This window comes from Chelatococcus reniformis (genome assembly GCF_014640075.1).
Classification (GTDB): domain Bacteria; phylum Pseudomonadota; class Alphaproteobacteria; order Rhizobiales; family Beijerinckiaceae; genus Camelimonas; species Camelimonas reniformis.
The window spans coordinates 702278-725561 of the sequence record NZ_BMGG01000001.1 but is presented as its reverse complement, the minus strand read 5'-3'; the positions used below and the strand labels follow the sequence as shown (position 1 = coordinate 725561).

The window sequence follows — 23284 nt, the reverse complement described above, 5'->3', positions numbered from 1 at the left end:
TCACCACATGTCGTAGAATAGCTCATTGACGCGGCCGTTTCGGCCGCGCTTTGCTTTGGATCACCATGACTCTATCGCTCGATCAGGCCCGGCCGCCCCTGGCGGCAGGAGCCCTTCAGGCGCCGGTCCGGCCGGCGGGGCTCGCCGCGGCGCCGTCGCGCCCGTCGCTCGCCGGCATGACGCGCGACGAGATGCGCGCCGCGCTCGAGGCGATCGGCGTGCCCGTGCACGAGCTGCGCATGCGTGTGTCGCAGCTCTGGCACTGGGTCTACCTGCGCGGCGCGACCGACTTCGCCGCCATGACGACGATCGGCAAGGGCCTGCGCGCGACGCTGGCCGCGGCCTTCACGCTCGAGCGGCCGCAGGTGGTGTCCGAGCAGATCTCCAGCGACGGCACGCGCAAATGGCTGCTGCGCATGCCACCGCACGGCGCGCAGGATCGCGGCGCCGAGATCGAATGCGTCTACATCCCCGAGACCGATCGCGGCACCCTGTGCGTGTCGAGCCAGGTCGGCTGCACGCTGACCTGCTCATTCTGCCACACCGGCACGCAGAAACTGGTTCGCAACCTCTCCGCGGCCGAGATCGTCGGCCAGCTGATGGTCGCCCGCGACCGCCTCGGCGACTGGTCGGCGGCGGGGCCCAACAGGGCGGCCGCGCGGCCCGGCACGGCGGGCGACGAGGATGACGGGCCCACGGGCCGGCTCGTCACCAACATCGTGCTCATGGGCATGGGCGAGCCGCTCTACAATTTCGACAACGTCAAGGCGGCTGTCGACGTCATCGCCGACGGCGACGGCATGTCGCTGGGCAAGCGCCGCATCACCCTGTCGACGGCAGGGGTGGTGCCGCGGATCCCCGAGGCCGGCGCCGAGATCGGCACCATGCTGGCGATCTCGCTGCACGCCACGCGCGACGAGGTGCGCGACGTGCTGGTGCCGCTCAACCGGAAGTATCCGATCGCCGAGCTGCTGGCCGCCTGCCGTGCTTATCCCGGCCTCTCCAACGCCAAGCGCATCACCTTCGAATACGTCATGCTGAAGGGCGTCAACGACAGCCCGGCGGAGGCGCGCGAACTGGTGCGGTTGCTCAAGGGCATCCCGGCCAAGATCAATTTGATCCCGTTCAATCCGTGGCCCGGCAGCCGCTACGAGTGCTCGGACTGGGATACCATCGAGACCTTCTCGGAGATCGTCTTCAGGGCGGGCTATGCGAGCCCGGTGCGAACGCCGCGCGGTCGCGACATCCTGGCCGCCTGCGGGCAGCTGAAGAGCGAGACGGAGAAGCTCCGGGCGCGGGCGCGGCTGATGGTCGAGGCGGACGAACCGGCGGCGGAGCCTCGCCCCGGCGCGCCCTCCGATGCGGTGGACGCCGCCTGCCGAGAAATGCCCTAGTCCATGCGGGTGATCGGCCGCGCCTTCGTCATCCTCCTCGGCCTCTGCGTCGCCCTTGCGGCCGGCTCGATAGTCCTGATCGCGGCCATGGTGCTGGAGCCCTCGTTCGCCCGCATCATCGCCTATGTGGCCCAGAGCGGCCTGGCGGCGGCCTTCGATGCGATGTTCCAGGCGGAGACGCCGGACGAGATCATGGGCGTGCTCTTCGCGCTGTGGAGCATGATGGCGACCCTGCTGGCCGGCCCGCCGACGCTGATCGCCCTGATCGGCGAGGTGGCGCGGGTCGGATCGTTCGTCTGGTACGGCGGCGCGACGGGGCTGGCGACGGCGGCGCTGCCGTGGATCCTGCGTGGCGGGGTCGGCGCGGCCTCGCCGGCCGAGATCCGGGTGACGCTCGGCCTGTTCCTGGTGGGCGCCGCCTCGGGCCTTGCCTACTGGCTCGTGGCCGGCCGCTCGGCCGGCGCCCGCCCGGTCCCGATCAGCGGCCCTGCATCGCCAGCACCTTGATGGCGAAGGCGCCGAACAGGCCGGCGAAGAGGTAGTCCAGGGCGCGCACGATCAGCGGCCGGCGCTTGAGCGCGCCGACCACGCGGTGGGCCGCCGCGATCAGAGCGACGCCCAGCGGCAGCGTCAGTCCGACGAAATAGACCCCCAGGAAGGCGAGCTTGGTGGCGGCGTGCGGGTCGTCGGCGCTGACGAACTGCGGCAGGAAGGTCACGAAGAACAGCACGATCTTCGGGTTGGTGAGGTTGATCCCGAGGCCCGTCAGGTAGGATTGCCACAGGGTGGAGCGCCGTCCCGCGGCGTCGCGCACCGTGAGCGCCGAGCCGTGCCGAATGGCGCCGACGGCGAGCCACAGCAGGTAGATGGCGCCGACGACCTTCAGGAAGGTGAAGGCGACGGGCGAGGCGGCCAGCAGCGCCGAGACGCCGACCGCTGCGAGCAGCGTATGCAGCAGGCAGCCGGTCGACGTGCCGAGGCAGGCGGCGACGGCGGCGCGGCGGCCCTCGCCCAGGGTCTTGGCCAGGAACAGGCTCATGTCCGGCCCCGGCGTGATGAACAGCACCAGGCAGGCAAGGGTGTAGGAGGCGAGGACGGCGAAGTCGGGGACGGCGTGCATGGGTTGATCCGGGTCGGGCCCGGTTCCGGGCCGTCATCGGGACGACGGGTTCGACGCCGGGCCTGTCATTCCTACCCGATCTTCGCCCCGGGTTCGACGTCGGCATGGCGAGTCGCATGAGCGGAGCGCATACGGGGGACCTGCACTGCACATCTCCCGGCCCCGGAAAATTGACGACGCGGGTGCCCCGCTGCGCCGTTGCTCAAAAAACTGTCAGCCCAGCCTAGGTTTTCAAGCCTATTTGGGCTATGTCGGACGGGTCCGTCCATCCGGCGGCCCCGAGGTCGCCGCTAGCTGACCAATCTTCGTTCCGATCGTCAATTCGCCGCAGGAGGTAAGCCGTGTTCAAGCTGCCGCGTCTCCAGGTGGTCCTGGCCGCCGTCATGCTGTCGCTGCCGCTGGCCGGCTGCGGCGCGATCAACGCCGTGCCCACGATGGAGCAACAGGCCAAGGCGGCGTGGAGCGAGGTGCAGAACCAGTATCAGCGCCGGGCCGACCTCATCCCCAATCTGGTCGAAACCGTGAAGGGCTATGCCCAGCAGGAGCAGGAGACGCTGACCCAGGTGATCGAGGCGCGCGCCAAGGCCACCCAGGTGCAGGTCGATGCCTCCACCGTCACCGACCCGGCCAAGTTCAAGCAGTTCCAGGATGCGCAGAACAACCTGAGCGGCGCGCTGAGCCGCCTGCTGGTCTCCGTCGAGCGCTATCCCGACCTCAAGTCGAACCAGAACTTCCTGGCCCTGCAGTCGCAGCTCGAGGGCACGGAGAATCGCATTGCCGTGGCCCGGCGCGACTACATCGAGGCGGTCCGCGTCTTCAACACCGAGATCACCACGATCCCCGGCGCCTGGATCGCCAAGATCCTGTATCCCTCCTCCAAGCCGATGGAGACGTTCGCGGCGACGACCGGGTCGGACCGGCCGCCGTCGGTCAAGTTCTAGAGCGTTTCCCGACCAGATGGGTTCATCTGATCGGATAAGAAGTGATCCACCCCCCCTTGAATCTGGACCGCTCCGATCGGAAAGGCCCGATCGGCCGCGCTCCAGGGTATCGCGCGACGGTTCTCGTTCGGGGAGCAGGCTGATGCTCGACCAAGTCGCCGGCCCGGTCGTTCTGACAGCGTCAGAACGCGGGCCCCGCTGATCTCGCCCGGGCGCCCGATGCGCGCCACCCCGCCTCGCGGCCACTCCGGGTCGCCCGCGGCCGGGCTTCTGGCGGCCGCCCGCGTCCTGGTCATCGCCTGGACCGCACTGCTGCTTGCGGCCGCGGCCCAGCCGGCCTGGGCGGCCGATCCGGCTTTTCCGGCGCTGACCGGTCGCGTTGTCGATGCGGCCAACGTCCTCGATCCCGCCGCCCGGCAGAAGATCTCCGACACGCTGGCCGCCTATGAGGCCAAGACCACCGACCAAGTGGTGGTTGCAACCGTGCCGACCCTCGGCGACCTGACGATCGAGGACTATGCCAATCGCCTCTACCGGCACTGGGCGCTCGGCACCAAGGACAAGAACAACGGCGTCCTGTTCGTCGTGGCGCCCAACGAGCGCAAGGTGCGTATCGAGGTGGGCTACGGCCTGGAAGGCGCGCTGACCGACGCCCTGTCCAAGGTGATCATCACCACCGCCGTGGCGCCGCGCTTCAAGCAGGGCGATTTCGCCGGCGGCGTCGAGGCGGGCGTCGGCGCCATCGTCAACATCCTCGACGGGGATGCCGAGGAGTGGCAGCGGCGCGCACCACCGCCGCGCGAGCAGGCGCAGGCCGACGAGCAGTTCATCCATGCCCTCATCTACATCGCCGTCATGCTGGTGATCTTCTGGATCGTCTCGCGCCGCGGCGGGGGCGGCGGCCGCGGCGGCTCCGGCATGCACCGGCGCACCAACGGCAACTGGGGGCCCGTCATCCTCCCGCCCATCGGCGGGGGCTGGGGTGGCGGGGGCGGCGGCTTCGGCGGCGGCGGAGGGTTCGGCGGCGGTGGCGGGTTCTCGGGCGGCGGCGGGTCCTCCGGCGGCGGCGGCGCCTCCGGCGATTGGTGAGGGCGGAGCATGCTGGGCCAGGCTGAGCAGGATCGCATCTCGGACGCCATCGCGGCGGCCGAGCGGACGACCTCGGGCGAGATCGTCTGCGTGATCGCCCACCGGGCGAGCTCCTACCGCAGCTTCGCCGTGGCGCTGCCGGCGGCCATCGGCTTTGCCGTGCCGATCCCCCTGCTGCTGCTCACCAACATGAGCGCGGAGCGGATCTATCTCATCCAGCTCGCCGTTGCCGCGCTGGTCGCCTTCGCCTTGATGTGGATGCCGTTGCGCCTCGCCCTGGTGCCGCGGCCGCTGGGCCGGCTGAGGGCGCGGGAGGCGGCACACCGCCAGTTCGCGGCGCGCGGCCTGGCTCAGACGGAGCACCGTACGGGAGCGCTGATCTTCATCGCCGTTACGGAGCACTACGCCGAGATCATCGCCGACGACGGCATTGCCTCACGGGTCGAGGCGGAGGTCTGGCGGGAGACGCTGACCAAGCTGGTGGAGGACATCCGCTCCAGCCGTGCCGCCGACGGCATGGTGGCCGCCGTGCAGCAGGTGGGGGCCATCCTGGCCCAGCACCACCCGCCGCGCCCCGGCGACAGGAACGAGCTGCCGAACCACGTTATCGTCCTGTGAGCGTAGCGCGCGCCGGCGCGGCGCCATGGCGGGTTGGCGCCAGCGCGCCGACCTGTGAGACTGCCCCTATGCAGCTCCTCAAGAGCATGATCGCGGCGGCCGTCTCGGTCGCCCTCACCATGTCCACGGCGCTGGCGCAGGATGCGGGCCGCGCCCCGGTGCCGGGCGGCCGGGAGGCGCCCCCCGCACGGGCGGCGCAGCCGTCTCAACCGATCCTGTCCCAGGGGCCGCGCTTTCTGCCGGCGCTGGCGAGCCACGGCATGGTGGCGAGCCAGGAAAGCAAGGCGACGCGCATCGGCGTCGATGTGCTGCGTCGCGGCGGCAACGCCGTCGACGCGGCGGTGGCGGTCGCCTTCGCGCTCGCCGTCACCCTGCCGCGGGCCGGCAACCTGGGCGGCGGCGGCTTCATGCTGGTCCACCTGGCCAAGGGCGGCGCCGACGGCCGCGGCGAGACGATCGCCATCGACTACCGGGAGACGGCGCCGGCGGCCGCCACCGCCGCCATGTTCCTCGACGATCGCGGCGAGCCGGTGCCCGAGCGTTCGCGCTTCGGGGGCCTGTCGGTCGGCGTGCCCGGCACCGTCGCCGGCCTCGATCTGGCGCTCGCCCGCTACGGCTCCGGCAAGTTCAGCCGGGCCGCCCTGATCGCGCCGGCCGTTGCCCTCGCCCGCGAGGGCATCGTCGTCGACGAGGATCTCGCCGACACGCTGCCGCGCGCCTCGGCCCGGCTCGGCCGTGATCCGGCCGCGGCGGCCATCTTCCTGAAGGATGGCAAGCCGTTCGCGCGCGGCGAGCGGCTGCTGCAGAGCGATCTGGCGGCGACCTTGGCCGCGATCGCCGCGGGTGGTTCCGACGCCTTCTATAAGGGCGAGATCGCCGAGAAGATCGCGGCCGGCGTGCGGGGCGCCGGCGGGATCATGACCGCCGCCGATCTGGCCGGCTATCGGCCGGTGGTGCGCGAGCCCGTGCACGGCACGTACCGGGGTTACGACATCGTCTCGATGCCGCCGCCGAGTTCGGGCGGCGTGCATCTGATCCAGATCCTGAATGTGCTGGAGACGTTCGACCTGGGCCCGCTGGGCGCCGGCTCGGCCGCCGCGCTGCACCTGATGGCCGAGGCCATGAAGCCCGCCTACGCCGACCGCGCGGCCTGGCTCGGCGACCCGGACCGGGTCAAGGTGCCGGTGGCAGGCCTCACCTCCAAGGCCTACGCCCGGAGCCAGCGCGCCCGCATCGATCCTGCCCGCGCCCGTCCGGCGGAGGAGGTCAGCGCCGGCGATCCGCTGGCCCACGAGCATGACGAGACGACGCATTTCTCGGTGGTCGATGGCGACGGCAACGCCGTTTCCAACACCTACACGCTCAACCTGTCCTACGGCGCCGCCTTCGTCGCCCCCGGCACGGGCGTGCTGATGAACGACGAAATGGATGATTTCGCCGCCCGTCCCGGCGCCCGCAACGCCTTCGGGCTGGTCGGCGGGGTGCAGAACACGGTTGCGCCGGGTGCGCGCCCGCTGTCGTCCATGACGCCGACGATGGTGTTCAAGGACGGACACCTGGTGCTCGTGACCGGCAGCCCCGGGGGCAGCCGCATCATCACCACCGTGCTCCAGGTCATCGTCAATGTGATCGACTTCGGCATGAACATCGCCGAGGCGGTGGCCTTTCCGCGCGTCCACCACCAATGGCAACCGGATGCGTTGTTTGCGGAGACGGGGCTGTCGCCCGACACGCTCCGGCTGCTCGCCGATCGCGGCCACAGGGTGGCGGTCGGCGCGACCTCGGGCTCGGCCAACTCGATCCACATCGCCGACGGGCTGCTCTACGGCGCCGCCGATTCGCGTCAGCGCGGCACACTCGCCGAGGGCCTCTGACCTCGGCGAGCGACCACCGGTCCCCGTCGGGAACCGGCGGACCGCCTACTTGCGGCGCGCCTTGCGCGCGGCGTAGCGGGCGTCGCGGGCGGCCTTGCGCTCGGCCTCGAGCGCAGCCTCGCGCTCCAGCCGCTCCTGGTAAGCGCGTTCCTCGTCATCCTTGCGACGAGCCTCCTCCTCCGCCTCGCGGGCAGCGCGCTCGGCCGCCTCCGTGGCGGCGCGGGCTTCGCGCTCCGCCTCACGGGCGGCGCGGGCCTCGAGGATGGCTTGCCGTTCGGCTTGCCGCGCCAGTATGGCGGGGTCGTCAGCCGTCGGCCGCGCCTTGAAGCGCTCGAGCATCGCCTGCTTGGCGCGCTGGGAATCATCCCGCCTGTCGGTATGCTTGTTCTTGAAGCCGCTCATGGGTCCCGTTGAAATTGCCACGCGTGTCCACCGAAGCTCTGCCGTACGGCGCAGGCCTCAAGGTGTCAGAGCCATGCGCTGCCGCGGCTTGGACTTCGGTGCGATGTCGACACCAGACGCCGTCCTGGCGGACGGCTCAATCCTGGTGGAGCTGAGCGGAATCGAACCGCTGACCTCTGCAGTGCGATTGCAGCGCTCTCCCATCTGAGCTACAGCCCCGTCCAGGGAAGGCGCCTTTTATGCGGGGCTCGCGCCCGTGTCAATCGGGTTTCGCGCCTGAATGCATGTCCTGGCCGTATGACTTGACCGGCCCCTGGACGTCGTCCCGATGTCTTGAATCCGGGGCGCTGCGGGCGAGCCGTCAGGCCGCCGCAAGGGCGCGGCCATCGTGGCCGGCGATGGCGACGTCGATGATGCGGCCGTAGGGCTCCGGCCGGGCCAGCCGCACCGGCGTGAACGCCTCGGTACGCGCCAGCCTGCCCTCGACCAGCACCGCCCGCGTCCGCCCCACCTCGCGATCGAGGTGCCGTCCGAGTGCGTCGGCGCCCGCCTGGCGCAGCCGCTGCGCCCGCTCGCGGATCGCGGTGGACGGCACTTGCGGCATGCGCGCCGCCGGCGTGCCCGGCCGCGGCGAGAATGGGAAGACGTGCAGGTGCGTGAGGCCGCATTCTTCCACCAGCTCGAGCGAACGGCGGAACATGGCCTCCGTCTCGGTCGGGAAGCCGGCGATGACGTCGGCGCCGATCACCAGGTCGGGCCGGAGCGCCCGCAATGCGCCGCACAGGCGGATGGCGTCGGCGCGCCCGTGCCGCCGCTTCATGCGCTTGAGAATGAGATCGTCGCCCGCCTGCAGCGACAGGTGCACGTGCGGCATCAGCCGCGCCTGCGTGGCGAAGGCGTCGAGAAGATCGCCGTCCACCTCGACGGCATCGATCGACGACAGCCGCAGGCGCGGCAATTCGGGCACGTGCCTGAGGACCTGGCGGACTAGCGTGCCGAGGCGCGGCCGGCCCGGCAGGTCGTCGCCGTAGCTGGTGATGTCGACGCCGCTGAGCACGATCTCGGCAGCTCCGGCGGCCGTGAGCCTCCGGATCTCGTCGACCACGGCGCCCATCGGCACCGAACGAGACGGGCCGCGGCCGAATGGGATGATGCAGAAGGTGCAGCGGTGATCGCAGCCGTTCTGCACCTGCACGAACGCGCGCGCCTTGACGGCATGGCCGGCGGCCAGGTGACCCGCCGTCTCGCGCACGGCCATGATGTCGCCGACGATGGTGCGGCCCAGCTCGGCTCCCGCGGGCTGCGCGAGCGCCCGCCACGTCTCCGGCTCGAGCTTCTCGGCGTTGCCCACGACGCGGGCGACCTGCGGCATGGCCGCGAAGGCGTGGGGCTCGATCTGGGCGGCGCAGCCGGTCACGACGATGGTTGCCGCCGGCCGCTCGCGGGCCAGGCGCCGAATCGTCTGGCGCGCCTGCCGCGTCGCCTCGCCGGTCACCGCGCAGGTGTTGACGATCAAGAGCTCGCCGCCGCGGTCGGCCGCAGCCGTCATCGCCTGATGGCGGATCGCCTCCGATTCCGATGCGTTGAGCCGGCAACCGAAGGTGATGACCTCGACGGTCACTCCTCCACGCTCTCGCGCTGGCGCAGCAGCGAGGCCGGCAGCCGCCCCTCCCACTCCAGCTCGACCGGGCCGGTCATCAGCACGTGCCGGTCGCTCTCGCGCCAGAAGATGTCGAGGTCGCCTCCCGGCAGTGTGATCGTCGCCTCGCGCTCGGTCAGCCCACGGCGGGCGGCCGCCACGGCCGTCGCGCAGGCGGCGGTGCCGCAGGCCTTGGTGGGCCCGGCGCCGCGCTCCCACACGCGCAGGTCGACGTGCGTCGGCGACATCACCTCCGCGAACGAGACGTTGACGCGTTCGGGAAATAGGGGATGGCGCTCGAGCAGCGGCCCGAGGGTGTCGAAGTGATAGCTCATCGGGTCGCGGATGAAGAAAATCAGGTGCGGGTTGCCCATGCTGACGGCAGACGCCCGCCCCAGACCCGGCCAGCCGGGCACCTCCAGGTCGAAGAGCGAGGTATCGCCGACGTCGCGAGCCAGGGGAATCTCCCGCCAGTCGAAGCGCGGCTCGCCCATGTCGACGGTGAAGAGCTCGGGCGCGATGCGGCTCGACGCCAAGGCGCCCGAGGCCGTCTCGAGCACGAGCTCGTCCGGCGCCCCCTCGCGGGCCAGCGCCCAGGCGACGCAGCGCGTGCCGTTGCCGCAGGCGGCCGAATCGGAACCGTCGCTGTTGTAGATGCGCATGAAGGCGGCCGCCCGCGACGTCACCGGATCATGCAGGACCATGAGCTGGTCGAAGTGCGAGTCGGACCCGCCGGCTATGGCGCGCGCCTCCGCGGGGGTTACCACGTGCGCCGAGCCACGCAGATCCAGTATGACGATCTCGTTGCCGAGGCCGTTCATCTTCAGGAAGGCGTGGTCGTCGAGAGCGCTCATTGATCTGACATGCAACCGTCTTGCGGGACCTCATAACTATATATGTTCGCAACCGCAAAAAAAGCCCTGCAGGCGAGGCCGCTGCCGGTGGGCGATGGCGTCAACGGAGGCTCGCATCGGCAAGCGATGCGCCATAGATTGGTCCCATCGGCCTGCCGTCACGCCCGGCAGGAAACGGCAGCGCCCATCGATAGAACAGCGGAGTTCGCATGGTACGTCGGCGGCTTTCCAACGGGGCGATCACAGCCCTCGTCGGCTCGGCACTGCTGGTCGGTGCGCTCGCAGGCCCAGGCGGCGCCTCCGCCCAGACCATGCAGCCGGCGCCCACGGCAGGCGAGGGTGCCCCCAAGCCGGCGGACGCGGCTCCTCCCCCAGCCCCTCCGGACACCGGCCAGCCGGCGGCCCCCGCGCCGGCCCCGCCAGCGGCCGGCGGGACACAAGCCGTGGGCGGCCTGCCGACGCTGGTGCCGGGCCCGACCGATTCGGGCAATATCGACGAGGTGGTGTTGCCGGCAAAGCCAGCGGCGGTGCTCTCGGGCAAGACGACCTGGGACGAGGGCTTCAAGACCATCTTCGCCTCCTTCAAGACCATCGAGTCGGAACTCGTCAAGGCTGGCATCAAGCCCGCGGGCCGGCCTCTGACGATCTTCGTCAACACCGACGACACCGGCTTCAGCTTCGAGGCGATGGTGCCGATCGCCGCGGTGCCGGAGGGCAAGAGCGAGCTCACGCCCACCATCAAGTTCGGCCCTACGCCGGCAGGCAAGGCGCTACGCTTCACCCATCGCGCGCCCTACGACGACATCGACAACACTTACGAGGCGATTACCGCCTATCTCGACGCCAAGGACATCGCGGTGAAGGATTCCTTCATCGAGGAGTACGGGACCGATCCCAAGGACCCGAGCGACCCGGACCTCCAGATCAACATCTTCGTCCAGCCGAGCGAGTGAGGCGCTGCGGGCCGCGTCTGGTTGTCGATGGCCGGGTCAGGCCTGGTCAAGCCGGGTCATCGCGGCGCAAGCGAGCGGCACGTGCCTGGCCGCGTCAGGGCCGGGCATGCCCCGGCGATCCATCCTCCAAGGAAGCCGTCCCGTTCTCCAGCGCCGGCACCTCCATGACCTCGCCGGGCCGGAGCGCCCGGAAGCGCTCGGGCGCGATGCCGGCCGCGGGGAGCGCCCGCGCCAGCGCCTGCGGCGGCCGCTCGATGCCCTCGGCGGTCAGGCGGAAAGTGCCCCAATGGTGGCCGGCGGCCGAGGCCGCGCCGCACGCCTGGAAGATCTTGACGGCCTCCGCCGGCTCGACGTGCTGGTCGCGCATGAACCAGCGCGGCTCGTAGGCGCCGATCGGCAGATTGGCGTGGCGGATGGGGCCGAAGCGGCGGCCGACGTCGGCGAAATGGCGGCCGTCGCCGAAGCCGGTGTCGCCGATGTGGTAGATCGCGCCGTCCGGGGTTTCGATCACGAAGGCGGCCCACAGGGCCATGCGCCGGTCGCGGACGCCGCGGGCGGACCAGTGCACCGCGGGCATCAGGGTGACGGCCACGTCGTCCGACAGGGCAACGCGGTCGCCCCAGTCATAGGCCTCGGCCTCGAGCGCGGCGCCGCGCGCCATGATGGTGTCGTTACCGAGCGGCGTCACGATGCGCGGCCGATGGCGCCGGGCGATCTCGGCGAGCGTCGGCAGGTCCAGATGGTCGTAGTGGTTGTGGGTGACGAGCACGACGTCGATCGGTGGCAGCTCGTCCAGGGCGATGCCGGGCGGGTTGACCCGCCGCGGGCCGGCGAAGGGAAACGGCGAGGCGCGCTCCGACCAGACAGGATCGGTCAGGATGTTGAGCCCGCGGGTCTGCAAAAGCAGGGTGGCGTGGCCGACCAGGGCGACCCGCAGCCGTCCGCCGTCGACGCGCGCCGGCGGCCGGTCCCGGAACGGGCTCGGAAACGCCCCCGGCCAGGGTTCCCTGGGCGCCAGGACCAGAGCGCGCATCGCCTGGACGAAGGTTTTGCTCCAGGGCTGCTCGGGGTTGAAGAAGCGCTCCCCGTCGAAGTGGTCCGAGACCGCGCCCCGGTAGTAGGGTGGGACCGGCGCCGCGCGCTGTCCCGACGGATTGCTGTTCTCCAAGTTCCGCCGTCCACTTTCTGGCGTCGTGCTCCAGATACAAAGGCCTGGAGCGGCGTATGAGCGAGAGCCCGCCGGCGCCGGTCAAGCACCGGCCCGTTCCTATAAGGTATGCGGGGGCGCCTCAGGCACAAGACGGGGAGGATCGCCGGTGATCCGCGTGAAGCGTGTCTATGCTCAGGCCGTGCCGGAGGACGGCGCGCGCATCCTCGTCGACCGCTTGTGGCCACGCGGCTTCACCAAGGCATCGGCGCCCTGGGAGCGCTGGATGAAGGAGATCGCGCCCTCAAACACGTTGCGCAGGCGCGTGCATGCGCTCTCCGAAGCCGGACATCAGGAGCAGGCCTGGGCCGAGTTCGTCGCCGCCTACAGCGAGGAGCTGGACGACCTGCCCGCCGCCGTGGAGGAGTTGCGGACGATCGCCGCCGAAGGGCCCGTGACGCTGCTCTATGCGGCCAGGGACGAGGCGCACAACAATGCCGTTGCATTGGCGGCCTATATGAAGCGGAAGGGGGGAGCCAGCGGCTGACCGGCGAGGGCCGGCCCGTCGAACGAGGGAGCAAGCGCATGTCGGACAGCCAAGGCCATTTCGTCTGGTACGAACTGATGACCACCGACCGGGCCGCCGCCGAGGCCTTCTACCGCAAGGTCGTCGGCTGGGACGCGCAGCCGGCGGCCAATTCGGAGGTTCCCTATGGGCTGCTCAAGGTCGCGGACACGCCGGTTGCCGGGGTGATGGACCTGCCGGAGGAGGCCCGCGCCATGGGCACGCCACCCGGCTGGATCGCTTACGTGGGAGCCGACGACGTGGACGCGATGACCGCCAAGGTCGAGCGCTTGGGCGGAACGGTGCACGTGCAGCCGCGTGACATCCCGGGCGTCGGCCGCTTCTCCATGGTGGCCGACCCGCAGGGAGGTGTCCTGGGCCTGTTCAAATGGGCCAGCCCGATGCCGTCGCAGCCGGCTACGGTGGGCACGCCTGGCCAAATCGGCTGGCACGAGCTGATGGCGACCGATTGGCCCAAAGCCCTGGCCTTCTACGGCGAGCTGTTCGGCTGGACCAAGTCGACGCCGGTCGACATGGGGCCCATGGGCACCTACCAGCTGTTCCAGATCGCCGGGGCCGATGCCGGCGGCATGTTCAACATGCCCGAGGGCGTGCCGCGGCCGTTCTGGCTCTACTACTTCAATGTCGACGACGTCGGCGCGGCCGCCGCGCGGGTGACAGACAGCGGCGGCCAGATCGTCAACGGGCCGATGGAGGTGCCCGGGGGCGGCTGGATCCTGCAAGGCAGCGATCCCCAGGGAGCGATGTTCGCGCTGTCCGGGCCCAAGGCGAGCTGAGGCGGCCGCGTGACCGGCGAGGACGACGATGCCTGCGCCCCCTATCTGGCGCGTTGGGGGCTGCGGCCCGACGGGGCTTCGGTCGCGACGGCGAGCAGCCGGCTGCTGCCGGTCACGCGCGACGGCGAGCCGGCCATGCTCAAAGTCGCCGTGGCGGCCGAGGAGCGAGCCGGCAACGCCCTGATGACGTGGTGGAACGGCGCCGGCGCGGCCCACGTGCTCGCCGCAACGGGCGACGCGCTGCTGCTGGAGCGGGCCACCGGCGCTGGCTCGCTCGCCCGCATGGCGCGGGACGGACGGGACGACGAGGCGACGGCCATCATCTGCGCGGTGGCGGCGCAGGTGCATGCGCCGCGACCCGCGCCATGGCCGAGGCTGGTGCCGCTGACCCAATGGTTCCGGGCCCTGGAGCCCGGCGCCAGGCGCCACGGCGGCATCCTGCCACGGTGTGCCGCGGCTGCCGGCGACCTTCTGGCGGCGCCGCGCGAGGTGTGCGTGCTGCACGGCGACATTCACCACGGCAATATCCTCGACTTCGGCCGGCGCGGCTGGCTGGCGATCGATCCCAAGGGGCTCGCGGGCGAGCGCGCCTTCGATTTCGCCAACCTGTTCTGCAACCCCGACCATGCCGTCGCCACCGATCCGCGGCGCCTGCGCCGTCGCCTCGACATCGTCGCGGCCGCCGCCCGGCTCGACCCGTATCGCCTGCTGCAATGGCTGCTCGCCTGGGCGGGCTTGTCGGCGGTGTGGTCCATGGAGGACGGCCTGTCGCCGGCTACCGCTCTCGCCGTAGCCGAACTCGCGGCCGCCGAACTGGCGTGCTGATCACCCTTGAAGTGCAGGCGCTGCTTGACTTTGACAGCGGAGGCCTGCATAGAGCGCGCATATTTGCCCGAACTTGCCGTTCGCGAGCCGCCGACCGGTTTGGCCATAGGCCGACCGGAGGTCAACGTCCGACAGCGCGTTGCGCCCTCGGGCGCGATCGGTGTTTGGGCTGAGCGTGCCCCGATCGGGTGGTTCCAACCCGATCGGCAGCGCTCCATGGCACATGGTTCTCGGCCCGGGCATGCGCGGCCGGTGCCGAGGACCTATATGCCGGTGCGAGAGGTCGGCGAGGCGCCAGCATGGACACGACGTCGGAACTGCGGATCGAGGATGCCGTGAACGAGACCTGTCCGTGGTCGGGTCGCCCGATCGCGGCGGATTCACTCACGCGCTACCGCGGCGCCGTCGTCGGCTTCTGCAATCCAGGCTGCCGCGACAAGTTCGAGGCGGCCGTGCGCCATTTCGAGGACTCGCTGGCCGCGCGCCGGGCCGAGACGGCAGGGAACGCCGAATAATGTTCGAAAGCCTTTCCGAGAAACTGTCGGGCATCTTCGATACGCTGACCCGTCGGGGCGCGCTGACCGAGGACGACGTCAACGCCGCGCTGCGCGAGGTGCGCCGCGCCCTCTTGGAGGCGGACGTCGCGCTCGAGGTCGTGCGCTCGTTCACCGACCGGGTGCGCAGCCGCGCCGTAGGCGCCGAGGTGGTGCGTTCGGTGACGCCCGGGCAGATGGTCGTCAAGATCGTCCACGACGAGCTCGTCGCCATGCTGGGGGCCGACAGCGCCACCATCGACCTGGACGCCGTGCCGCCGGTGCCGATCCTGATGGTCGGCCTGCAGGGCTCGGGCAAGACGACCACCACCGGCAAGATAGCCAAGCGCCTCACCGAACGCGGCAAGCGCAAGGTGCTGCTCGCCTCGCTCGACACCCGCCGCCCGGCCGCCATGGAGCAGCTGGCGGTGCTGGGCAAGCAGGTGGGCGTCGATACCTTGCCGATCGTCGCCGGCCAGTCCGCGGTGCAGATCGCCCGGCGGGCGCTGGAGGCGGCGAAGCTCGGCGGCTACGACGTGGTGATGCTCGACACCGCCGGCCGCGTCACCCTCGACGAGGCCCTGATGGCCGAGGTGGCCGAGGTCAAGGCCGTGACCCAGCCGCACGAGGTGCTGCTGGTCGCCGATGCCCTGACCGGCCAGGACGCCGTCAACACGGCGCGGGCCTTCGAGGACCGTGTCGGCCTCACGGGTATCGTGCTGACCCGCATGGACGGCGACGGCCGCGGCGGCGCCGCACTGTCGATGCGCGCGGTGACCGGCAAGCCGATCAAGCTGGTCGGCACCGGCGAGAAGCTCGACGCGCTGGAGGAGTTCCATCCCTCGCGCGTCGCCAACCGCATCCTGGGCATGGGCGACATCGTCTCGCTCGTGGAGCGGGCGGCGGAGACGATCGACGCCGAAAAAGCCGAGCGCATGGCGCAGAAGATGCGCAAGGGCGCCTTCGACCTGGAGGACATGGCCGAGCAACTGGCGCAGATGGAGCGCGTCGGCGGCATGAAGGGCGTGCTCGGCATGCTGCCCGGCATCGGCAAGATCAAGGGGCAGCTCGACAACGCCAATCTCGACGACCGTCTGTTCAAGCGTCAGCGGGCCATCATCATGTCGATGACGCCCAAGGAGCGGCGCAATCCCGATCTGCTCAAGGCCTCGCGCAAGAAGCGCGTCGCCGCGGGCTCCGGTACCAAGGTCGAAGACGTCAACCGCCTGCTCAAGATGCACCGGCAGATGGCCGACATGATGAAGGCGATGGGCAAGGGGGGGCGCGGCGGCCTGGGCGCGGCGCTCGGCAACATGTTCGGGCTCGGTGGCGGTGGCATGCCGCAGCCGACGCCGGAGATGCTGGAGCAGGCGCAGCGGGCCATGGGCAAGGGCGGGCTCCCCGGCGGCCTGCCGGGCGGCGGCGTCCCGCCGATGCCGCCCGGGTTCGGCGGCAAGGGGCCGGGCCTTCCGGGTCTCCCCGGCCTCGGCAAGGCGGGGCTGCCGGGCCTTGGCGGCTTCCCCTTGGGCAAGAAGAAATAGGCTTTTGGGATCCGCGGCCCGCGTTGCCGCCGACCGTCCATGCAACCTCGAACGCGATTTCCAAAGACACCGAAGGAGTAACCCATGTCCCTGAAGATTCGCTTGGCCCGTGGCGGCGCCAAGAAGCGTCCCTATTACCGCATCGTCATCGCCGACGCCCGTTCGCCCCGTGACGGCCGCTTCATCGACCGCATCGGCGCCTACGATCCGCTCAAGGCCAAGGACGACGCGGCGCGTGTCGTGCTCGATGTCGAGAAGGCCAAGGACTGGCTCGCCAAGGGCGCCCAGCCGACCGACCGCGTCCTGCGCTTCCTCGACGCGGCCGGCCTGCTGAAGCGCCCGGCGCGCAACAATCCCAAGAAGGCCGAGCCCGGCGCCAAGGCCAAGGAGCGCGCCGCTGCGGCCGCCAAGGCGGCCGGCGAGGAAGCCGCGGCCTGATAGCGGCGGCGCTCGTGCGCTCCCGCCGTCCGCCGCCCGGCCCGGCCGGGCGTGCCGCCGCTGACCCGCGGCAGCGGCCGCCCGTGCCGCCGGCGGAGCGCGGCGCCGCAACGCGGCCCGCCATCGACCTCGCCGGCCACGTGGTGGTGGCCGAGTTCGGCCGCCCGCACGGGGTGCGCGGCGAGGTCAGGCTGAAGTCGCATACGGCCGACCCGGCCGCGGTCAGCGGCTACGGCCCGCTGCTCGGGCGGGACGGGCGCAGCTTCGTCCTGAGCGATTGGCGCCCGGCGCCCGGCGGCGACGGCAACATGTTCGTCGTCCGCGTCGACGGCGTCGCCGACCGCACCGCGGCAGAGGCGCTGGCGCGGCTGATGCTGCACCTGCCGCGCCAGCGGCTGCCGGCGCTGGCCGACAGCGACGAGTTCTACCTGGCCGATCTCGTGGGGCTCACGGTCGAGCACGCGGGCATCGCCCTTGGCCGGGTGCTGGCGGTGCACGATTTCGGCGCCGGCGACGTGCTCGAGATCGCCCCCGCCGATGCCGGCGCGGATGCCCGTCAGGCGAGCGTGATGGTGCCCTTCACCAGGGCCGTCGTCCCGTCCGTGGACATCGCGGCCGGCCGCCTGCTGGTGGCGGCGAACCCGTTCGCGGATGCCGAGCCGGCGGAACGCGAGTAGGCCTTTCAAGCGCTCGAGATTCACGAGAGCGTTTCCGCGTGTCTCCTAATCGCGGAAATGCCCTACTTATCTGTTTTGTCGCATTTTTTTCACGCGAACCGGCGTCCACTTCGCTCGAAAATGCTCTAAGCTGGCGCAGAAATGTGCTCGGGGCCGCAGATCAGCGCGATTCCCGTCTCGACGATGGCCTCGAGCTCGGCCCGGCTGTCGCCGGCGCGCGAGCGCACCGCGAGGGTGTGGAGGATGGCGGAGGCGATCCTGGCCAGGCTCGCCGGATCCGCCGTCGCGGCGATCTCCCCCTGTTCCCGCGCCAGCGCCAGCCGCCGCTCGAAGCCACGGTCGAGCTGCCGCAGGGCATCGCGCAGGAACGTGCGCACCTCATCGTGCTGGACCGCCTCCGTCGTCGCCGTGCCGATCATGTAGCAACCCAGAGCCGGGCTGCGGTGAAAGTAGAGGTCGAGCGCGTGCCCATAGACGCGGCGCAGGCCCTCGCGCAGCGGCCGCGCCGGCGCCAACGCGGCGCCCATTCCCACGGCCGCCTGATCACGATAGCGCTCCAGCGTCCTGAGATAGAGCGCGCCCTTGTCGCCGAAGGCGCCGTAGAGGCTCGGCCGGTTCAGCTTCGTCGCGGCGCTGAGATTGTCCAGCGAGGTGGCGCCGTAGCCGCTGCTCCAGAATGCCGCCGTGGCCTCCCCGAGGACGGTGTCGGGGTCGTAGGCCCGGGGCCGGCCGCGGCGGCCTTTCTGATTTTGTACCATATCGCATAAAATCCTTGACCAGCTATTTATGTGCGATACGGTACAAAAATGAAAGAGGAGGATCCCATGGAGCTGTTCTATTCGCCGCTCGCCTGTTCCCTGGCCAGCCGCATCGCGCTCTACGAGGCCGGCGCCCAGCCGACCTTCACTGCGGTGGATCTCGAGGCAAAGCGCACGCGGACGGGCGAGGACTACCTCGCCATCAATCCCATGGGCCAGGTTCCGGCGATCCGTACCGACAGCGGCGAGACCCTCACCGAGAACCCGGTGGTGCTGCAATACGTCGCCGACAGGCATCCGGATGCGCACCTGGCGCCGACCGACCCGGTGGGCCGGGCGCGGCTGCAACAGTGGCTGAGCTTCGTCGGCACCGAGCTGCACAAACTGGTGTTCTCGCCGCTGCTCGATCCGGCGGCGCCGGAGGACGCCAAGCGCTACGCGCGGGCCAAGGCCGGGCCGCGCTTCGCGGTGCTCGACCGGCATCTCGCCGGGCGCGACTATTTGCTCGACCGCTTCAGCGTCGCCGATGCCTATCTCGCCGCGATCCTCAACTGGGCCTCTTTCGTCAAGATCGACTTCGACGAATGGCCGGCTCTCAAGGCCTACCGCGATCGCCTCATGGCGCGCCCGGCGGTCGCCAAGGCCCTGGCCGAAGAATACGAACAGTACAAGGCAGCTTAGGGCGTCTCCCGATCCGAGTGGATGGCGCAGCCGCCGGGTGCGCCGCGGTTTGACCGCGGGCGCCCGGCGCGCCACAACGCGGGCATGAACGGCGACGACATTCCCTCTACCGGCAACGACGCACCGGGCGCGGCCGTGCCCTGGCAGGTCACTGTACTGACCCTGTTCCCCGAGATGTTTCCCGGCCCGCTCGGCCATTCGCTCGCCGGCGACGCGCTCCAGCGCGGCGTCTGGCGGCTGGACGCCCGCAACATCCGCGATCACGGGCTCGGCCGTCACCGCGCCGTCGACGACACGCCTTTCGGCGGCGGCCCCGGAATGGTACTGCGGCCGGACGTGGTGGCGGCGGCGATCGACGCAGCCTGCCCGGAGGGCGATACGCGGCCACGGCTGCTGATGACGCCCCGGGGGCGGCCGCTGACGCAGGCGCGCGTGCGCGAACTCGCCGCCGGGCGGGGCATCGCCATCGTCTGCGGCCGCTTCGAGGGTGTCGACGAGCGCGTGGTCGGCGCCCGCGCGCTCGAGGAGGTGTCGATCGGCGACTATGTGCTTTCGGGCGGCGAGGTCGCGGGGCTCGCCGTGCTCGATGCCTGCGTGCGGTTGCTCCCCGGCGTCATGGGCGCCCGTGCCTCGGGCGCCGAAGAGAGCTTCGAAGGCGGGCTGCTCGAATATCCGCACTACACGCGGCCCCGCGACTGGGACGGACATCCCGTGCCCGAGGTGCTGATGTCCGGCGATCATGGCCGCATCGAGCGCTGGCGGCGGCAGCAGGCCCTGGCGGTCACGCGCGCGCGCCGGCCGGATCTGCTCGCCGGCGAGGGAACTGGCGGGGCCTCGTTCGACGCGCCTTAGCAGGATGTTGAAATAGGTTTTCGAGCCCTGCTGAAACGGCAAACCTGGCGAAAATCCCTCGCCGGCCCTCCGCCGCCGAACTCCCAAACAAGCTCTGAGATCGACCGACCGTTGCGCCGGGAACACGCCGGGCGGGAACCTGGCAGACGGGTTGCGACTGCGCCCGATTATTTACCGATCCGACATTTCTCGGCGCTACACGCCATGGCATTGGACGGGTGCGGACGCTGCCGCGAACGTTCTCCCGAGACAGCGATCTGCCCAACAAGAGAGCGCCTCAATGGCCGTCAACGCCGCCTGCTTTGCCCTGATCACCCTCGTCACCCTCGCCCTGATCCTCGTCCCGCGCCTGCTCCCGGCTCTCGGCTGAGCTGCGCAGTCCCTTCTCTCATCCACACCCCCTCCCGACGCGGGGAAGCGTCCGCCGGTGGCCTGGCCGCCGGGGCGCTGCTCCCGCGCCGCTTAAGCAGCGGCACGCAAAAACCGGGCGCCGGCCTTGCGGTTCGGCCCCCGCACAGCAACATAAGGGCGGCCCGCGAACGCCGTCGGACTGCCTCGCCCCAGGCAGCACGCGAATTCCACCGCGGCGTTTGTTGCAGTGCGGCAATCCGCAAATCCGTGCTATCGTCTGACCCATGAAACAGAACCGCAAGAGCCCCGAAAATCTGCCGCCGATCAAAGTCCGGCACGAGCCCCCCACCATCGAGGAGGCCCTGGCCGCGGCGAGCGATCTGAGCGACGATTTCGAGCAGCGCATCGAGATCGCCGCCGGGCTCATGGGTATCTCGATGGACGATGTCCGTCCCCATGCTGCCGTGCTGAGGCGGCCCAAGGCGCCCACCGTCACCATCGCCCATCGCACCTCGGTTCGGCAGGTGGTGGTGGAGCGCAAGCCCAGCCGCTCGATCGCCTCGCGCCTGCGCTGAGCGCCTCGCGCCTGGCGCGTCCCGCCGGCCCGACCCCACCGGTGGTCTGCGCTCCCGTCCTTCCCGTTGCCAGGAGGGGCCATTGACCGGCCGGACGACAACCACGGCCACGACTGCGGCGGCGCCGCCTGGCCAGCGCATCTATGCCATCGGCGACGTGCACGGCCGCGCCGATCTGCTCGTGCAGATCCTCGGCCTGATCGAGGCCGATCTGCGCCGCGCGGGCAAGCCCGGTCTGATCATCCCGCTCGGCGACTACATCGATCGCGGCCCGGCCTCGGCCGAGGTGCTGCGCCGGGTCGTCGAGGGGGACTTTCCCGCCCCGGTCCATCCCCTGCGCGGCAACCACGAGGAGATGCTCCTCGCCTTCCTGGATGACGCCGCGGTGCTCGACCATTGGGGACGCAACGGCGGGCTCCAGACGCTCACGTCGTTCGGTGTCGACGTCGAGCGCCCATCGCGCGGCACCGGCTACGAGGCCGCCCGCCTGGCGCTGCGCGATCGCCTGGGAGCGTCCGCCATCGCGGTGCTGCAAGGGCTGCCGACGAGCCTCTGGCTCGGCGACTATTTCTTCTGCCACGCGGGCGTCCGGCCCGGGGTGCCGCTGGAGGCCCAGCAAGCGGACGACCTGGTGTGGATCCGGCATGAGTTCCTGCTGTCGACCGAGCCGTTCGGGGCCGTCGTAGTGCATGGCCATACTCCCGCGGCGCGTCCGGAGGTGAGGCCCAACCGCATCAACATCGACACCGGTGCCTTCGCCACCGGGGTCCTGACCGCGCTGGTGCTCGACGGAACGGACCGCGCCTTCCTCTCCACCGCAAATCTGTGAGCCGGCCCCGTGGGGGCACGCGCCAGGAGCGTTTTCGAGCGAAGTGGACGCCGGTTCGCGTAAAGAAAACGCAGCAAATCAAACAGATAGAGCATTCGGCGATTCGAAGAAACGCGGAAATACTCCAGACCGGGCGATCTTCCCCACCTTGAGGTGCGTCGGCGCAGGCCGGCGTCGCTCCCGCCGCCACCGGTACCGACCGGACATGCCGATGCGATGAAGCTCGCGCGTGGCGGATCCCTCCGATCGGTTTCACCCTGCGCGCCGGCGGTTGAATGCCCGCTCAAGCACGACAGATCGATCGACTTACATGCTATGCTTGTGGAGCACCGGCCCGGATGATAGGCGACGCTATACGGTAGCGCTCACGCCTGCGGCCGGCGGTGCCGCCTGGTCAGCGTGGCGAGCGTGGGGAGGGGGCGTCATGGTCTATCTCGTGGCAGCGGTCGCGGGGCTGGCAGGATTCCTGTTCGGCTTCGACGAAGGCATCATTGCCGGCGCGCTCGGACTGCTCCGCGGCCAGTTTGGTATCACGCCCTTCATGGAAGGAATGGTAACGTCGGCCGTCCCCTTCGGCGCCCTGTTCGGGGCGCTGGTGGCGGGCTCTCTCGCCGCCTCCCTCGGCCGCCGCACGTCGCTGCTCATGGCCGGCCTCATCTTCGTCGGCGGCGCCGTGCTGGCCGGCGCCGCGGGCGGCGTCTGGACACTGACCGCCGCGCGCATCATCCTCGGCTTCGCCATCGGCCTGGCGGCGATCGTCGCCCCCCTCTACATTTCCGAGAATGCGCCGGCTAAACACCGTGGCATGCTGGTCTCCATCTACCAGCTTGCCATCACGCTCGGCATTCTCGGCGCGTATCTCGTCGGCTACGCCTTTTCCGAATCTTGGCGCACCATGTTCATGCTCGGCGCCGTGCCGGGGCTGGCGCTGGCGCTCGGCATGTTCGCCATGACCGACACGCCCCGCTGGCTCGCCTCCAAGGGGCGTTTGGGCGAGGCCCGCGCCGTCATCGCCCGTATCCGCGGCAGCGATCCCCGCGACGCTGCCGTCGAGGCGGAGATGAACGCGATCACGCAGACCGTCCAGGCGTCCGCTGCGGAGGGAACGTGGGCGGACCTCTTCGCTCCCGTGGTGCGTCCGGCGCTGGTGGTCGGCATCGGCCTCTTCCTGCTCCAGCAGGTGAGCGGCATCAACGCGGTCATCTACTACGCCCCCACCATCTTTCAGGCGGCCGGCTTCACGTCGAGCTCGTCGCAGCTTCTGGCGACCGTCGGCATCGGCATCGTCAACGTGCTGATGACCTTCGTCGGCATGGCCCTGATCGACCGCGTCGGTCGCCGCCGGCTGCTGTACCTGGGCTTCGCCGGCACCGCCCTCGGGCTGGGCCTGATCGCCGTGGGGGCCCTGACCGACATGCAGGCGCTCGGCCCGCTGGCGCTCGCCGGCCTCGCCCTGTTCATCGGCTCGTTCGCCGCCAGCATCGGCCCGCTGCCCTGGGTGATGATGTCGGAGATCTTCCCGCTCAAGGTCCGCGCGCTCGGCATGAGCGTCGCGTCGCTGGCCAACTGGGGCATGAACTTCGTCATCGTCTTCTCGTTCCCGACCCTGATCGCGACGCTTGGGCTGGGCGGCGTCTTCGCCATCTACGCCGGCGCCTGCGTGCTCGGGCTGATCTTTACCCGGCTGCGGGTGCCGGAGACGAGCGGTGTCACGCTCGAGGCGATCGAAGCGCATCTGCGCTCGGGCCGGCCCTTTCGGGACCTGGGTGCCACACCGCAAGCGCATCCGCCCGGCGGCTCGGCGCTTGCGCCCAGGGCTTGAGCGGCAGAG

Annotated in this window: 25 protein-coding genes and 1 tRNA gene; 19 read left to right on the top strand and 7 right to left on the bottom strand. The window is 70.5% G+C overall.

Translation table 11 applies throughout. The annotated features are described in order from the left end of the window. Positions 1–65: 65 nt before the first annotated feature. Positions 66–1394, top strand: a complete 1329-nt coding sequence (gene rlmN, locus IEW34_RS03060; RefSeq protein WP_188607629.1) for a dual-specificity RNA methyltransferase RlmN — start codon at positions 66–68, stop codon at positions 1392–1394. 3 nt (positions 1395–1397) lie between these two features. Continuing rightward, positions 1398–1901, top strand: a complete 504-nt coding sequence (locus IEW34_RS03055) for a hypothetical protein (RefSeq protein ID WP_188607628.1) — start codon at positions 1398–1400, stop codon at positions 1899–1901. Here the strand turns inward: IEW34_RS03055 and IEW34_RS03050 are convergent. Next, positions 1873–2514 carry a LysE family translocator gene (locus IEW34_RS03050; protein WP_188607627.1) on the bottom strand — a complete coding sequence of 214 codons (642 nt, stop codon included), beginning with the start codon at positions 2512–2514 and terminating at the stop codon, positions 1873–1875. The two genes, IEW34_RS03055 and IEW34_RS03050, sit on opposite strands and share 29 nt — an antisense overlap. 383 nt (positions 2515–2897) lie before the next feature. Between IEW34_RS03050 and IEW34_RS03045 the strand changes: the two genes are divergently transcribed. From IEW34_RS03045 to ggt, 4 genes are all read left to right on the top strand, one after another. After that, positions 2898–3455 (top strand): LemA family protein, encoded by a 558-nt coding sequence (locus IEW34_RS03045; protein WP_188607960.1) that lies wholly within the window; start codon positions 2898–2900, stop codon positions 3453–3455. A gap of 219 nt (positions 3456–3674) precedes the next feature. Continuing rightward, positions 3675–4544, top strand: coding sequence for a TPM domain-containing protein (locus tag IEW34_RS03040; protein ID WP_188607626.1), 870 nt, complete (start codon positions 3675–3677; stop codon positions 4542–4544). A gap of 9 nt (positions 4545–4553) precedes the next feature. Next, the gene (locus IEW34_RS03035; protein WP_188607625.1) at positions 4554–5162 is read left to right on the top strand and encodes a TPM domain-containing protein; all 609 of its coding nucleotides are present in this window, start codon (positions 4554–4556) and stop codon (positions 5160–5162) included. Positions 5163–5230: 68 nt separating this feature from the next. Continuing rightward, a complete protein-coding gene (ggt, locus tag IEW34_RS03030) occupies positions 5231–7036 on the top strand; it encodes a gamma-glutamyltransferase (protein WP_188607624.1) in 1806 nt (601 codons plus the stop codon). A gap of 45 nt (positions 7037–7081) precedes the next feature. Here ggt and IEW34_RS03025 read toward each other — a convergent pair whose 3' ends face one another. The 4 genes from IEW34_RS03025 to dapF form a co-directional block, all read right to left on the bottom strand. Next, complete coding sequence (locus IEW34_RS03025) at positions 7082–7438, bottom strand: DUF6481 family protein (protein WP_188607623.1); 357 nt, start codon at positions 7436–7438, stop codon at positions 7082–7084. Positions 7439–7581: 143 nt separating this feature from the next. After that, a tRNA-Ala gene (locus IEW34_RS03020) sits at positions 7582–7657 on the bottom strand. Positions 7658–7799: 142 nt separating this feature from the next. Beyond that, on the bottom strand, positions 7800–9059 hold the full coding sequence (gene mtaB, locus IEW34_RS03015; RefSeq protein WP_188607622.1) for a tRNA (N(6)-L-threonylcarbamoyladenosine(37)-C(2))-methylthiotransferase MtaB: 1260 nt from the start codon (positions 9057–9059) through the stop codon (positions 7800–7802). After that, a complete protein-coding gene (dapF, locus tag IEW34_RS03010; RefSeq protein ID WP_188607621.1) occupies positions 9056–9931 on the bottom strand; it encodes a diaminopimelate epimerase in 876 nt (291 codons plus the stop codon). Before dapF ends, mtaB begins: the two co-directional genes overlap by 4 nt. Before the next feature lie 209 nt (positions 9932–10140). Here dapF and IEW34_RS03005 point away from each other — a divergent pair, with 209 nt between their 5' ends. After that, the gene (locus tag IEW34_RS03005; protein ID WP_188607620.1) at positions 10141–10884 is read left to right on the top strand and encodes a GyrI-like domain-containing protein; all 744 of its coding nucleotides are present in this window, start codon (positions 10141–10143) and stop codon (positions 10882–10884) included. Positions 10885–10978: 94 nt separating this feature from the next. Here the strand turns inward: IEW34_RS03005 and IEW34_RS03000 are convergent, their stop codons facing one another. Then, positions 10979–12052 (bottom strand): MBL fold metallo-hydrolase, encoded by a 1074-nt coding sequence (locus IEW34_RS03000; RefSeq protein WP_244641713.1) that lies wholly within the window; start codon positions 12050–12052, stop codon positions 10979–10981. A 148-nt stretch (positions 12053–12200) separates the two neighbouring features. Here IEW34_RS03000 and IEW34_RS02995 point away from each other — a divergent pair, with 148 nt between their 5' ends. From IEW34_RS02995 to rimM, 7 genes are all read left to right on the top strand, one after another. After that, positions 12201–12578: a DUF488 domain-containing protein gene (locus tag IEW34_RS02995; RefSeq protein ID WP_188607619.1), complete on the top strand. Its 378-nt coding sequence runs from the start codon at positions 12201–12203 to the stop codon at positions 12576–12578. Between the two features lie 38 nt (positions 12579–12616). Continuing rightward, positions 12617–13393 (top strand): VOC family protein, encoded by a 777-nt coding sequence (locus IEW34_RS02990; protein ID WP_188607618.1) that lies wholly within the window; start codon positions 12617–12619, stop codon positions 13391–13393. Between the two features lie 9 nt (positions 13394–13402). Next, a complete protein-coding gene (locus tag IEW34_RS02985) occupies positions 13403–14218 on the top strand; it encodes an aminoglycoside phosphotransferase family protein (protein ID WP_188607617.1) in 816 nt (271 codons plus the stop codon). Between the two features lie 299 nt (positions 14219–14517). Next, a complete protein-coding gene (locus IEW34_RS02980; protein WP_188607616.1) occupies positions 14518–14733 on the top strand; it encodes an eL24 family ribosomal protein in 216 nt (71 codons plus the stop codon). Continuing rightward, positions 14733–16292, top strand: a complete 1560-nt coding sequence (gene ffh, locus IEW34_RS02975; RefSeq protein ID WP_188607615.1) for a signal recognition particle protein — start codon at positions 14733–14735, stop codon at positions 16290–16292. Before IEW34_RS02980 ends, ffh begins: the two co-directional genes overlap by 1 nt. An 84-nt stretch (positions 16293–16376) precedes the next feature. Beyond that, complete coding sequence (gene rpsP, locus IEW34_RS02970; RefSeq protein WP_188607614.1) at positions 16377–16730, top strand: 30S ribosomal protein S16; 354 nt, start codon at positions 16377–16379, stop codon at positions 16728–16730. A 14-nt stretch (positions 16731–16744) separates the two neighbouring features. Beyond that, positions 16745–17407 (top strand): ribosome maturation factor RimM, encoded by a 663-nt coding sequence (rimM, locus tag IEW34_RS02965; protein ID WP_188607613.1) that lies wholly within the window; start codon positions 16745–16747, stop codon positions 17405–17407. 125 nt (positions 17408–17532) lie between these two features. Here the strand turns inward: rimM and IEW34_RS02960 are convergent, their stop codons facing one another. After that, positions 17533–18165 carry a TetR/AcrR family transcriptional regulator gene (locus IEW34_RS02960; protein WP_188607612.1) on the bottom strand — a complete coding sequence of 211 codons (633 nt, stop codon included), beginning with the start codon at positions 18163–18165 and terminating at the stop codon, positions 17533–17535. Between the two features lie 66 nt (positions 18166–18231). On the opposite strand from IEW34_RS02960, the gene IEW34_RS02955 reads away from it, so the two are divergent. From IEW34_RS02955 to IEW34_RS02935, 5 genes are all read left to right on the top strand, one after another. Next, positions 18232–18846 carry a glutathione binding-like protein gene (locus tag IEW34_RS02955; RefSeq protein ID WP_188607611.1) on the top strand — a complete coding sequence of 205 codons (615 nt, stop codon included), beginning with the start codon at positions 18232–18234 and terminating at the stop codon, positions 18844–18846. Between the two features lie 84 nt (positions 18847–18930). Continuing rightward, positions 18931–19698, top strand: a complete 768-nt coding sequence (trmD, locus tag IEW34_RS02950) for a tRNA (guanosine(37)-N1)-methyltransferase TrmD (RefSeq protein WP_188607610.1) — start codon at positions 18931–18933, stop codon at positions 19696–19698. Positions 19699–20333: 635 nt separating this feature from the next. Next, entirely contained in the window at positions 20334–20624 is a 291-nt protein-coding gene (locus IEW34_RS02945; RefSeq protein ID WP_188607609.1) for a hypothetical protein, read from the top strand. Between the two features lie 82 nt (positions 20625–20706). Continuing rightward, positions 20707–21453 (top strand): metallophosphoesterase family protein, encoded by a 747-nt coding sequence (locus IEW34_RS02940; protein ID WP_188607608.1) that lies wholly within the window; start codon positions 20707–20709, stop codon positions 21451–21453. A gap of 424 nt (positions 21454–21877) precedes the next feature. Then, positions 21878–23275: a sugar porter family MFS transporter gene (locus tag IEW34_RS02935; protein WP_188607607.1), complete on the top strand. Its 1398-nt coding sequence runs from the start codon at positions 21878–21880 to the stop codon at positions 23273–23275. Positions 23276–23284 lie beyond the last annotated feature (9 nt).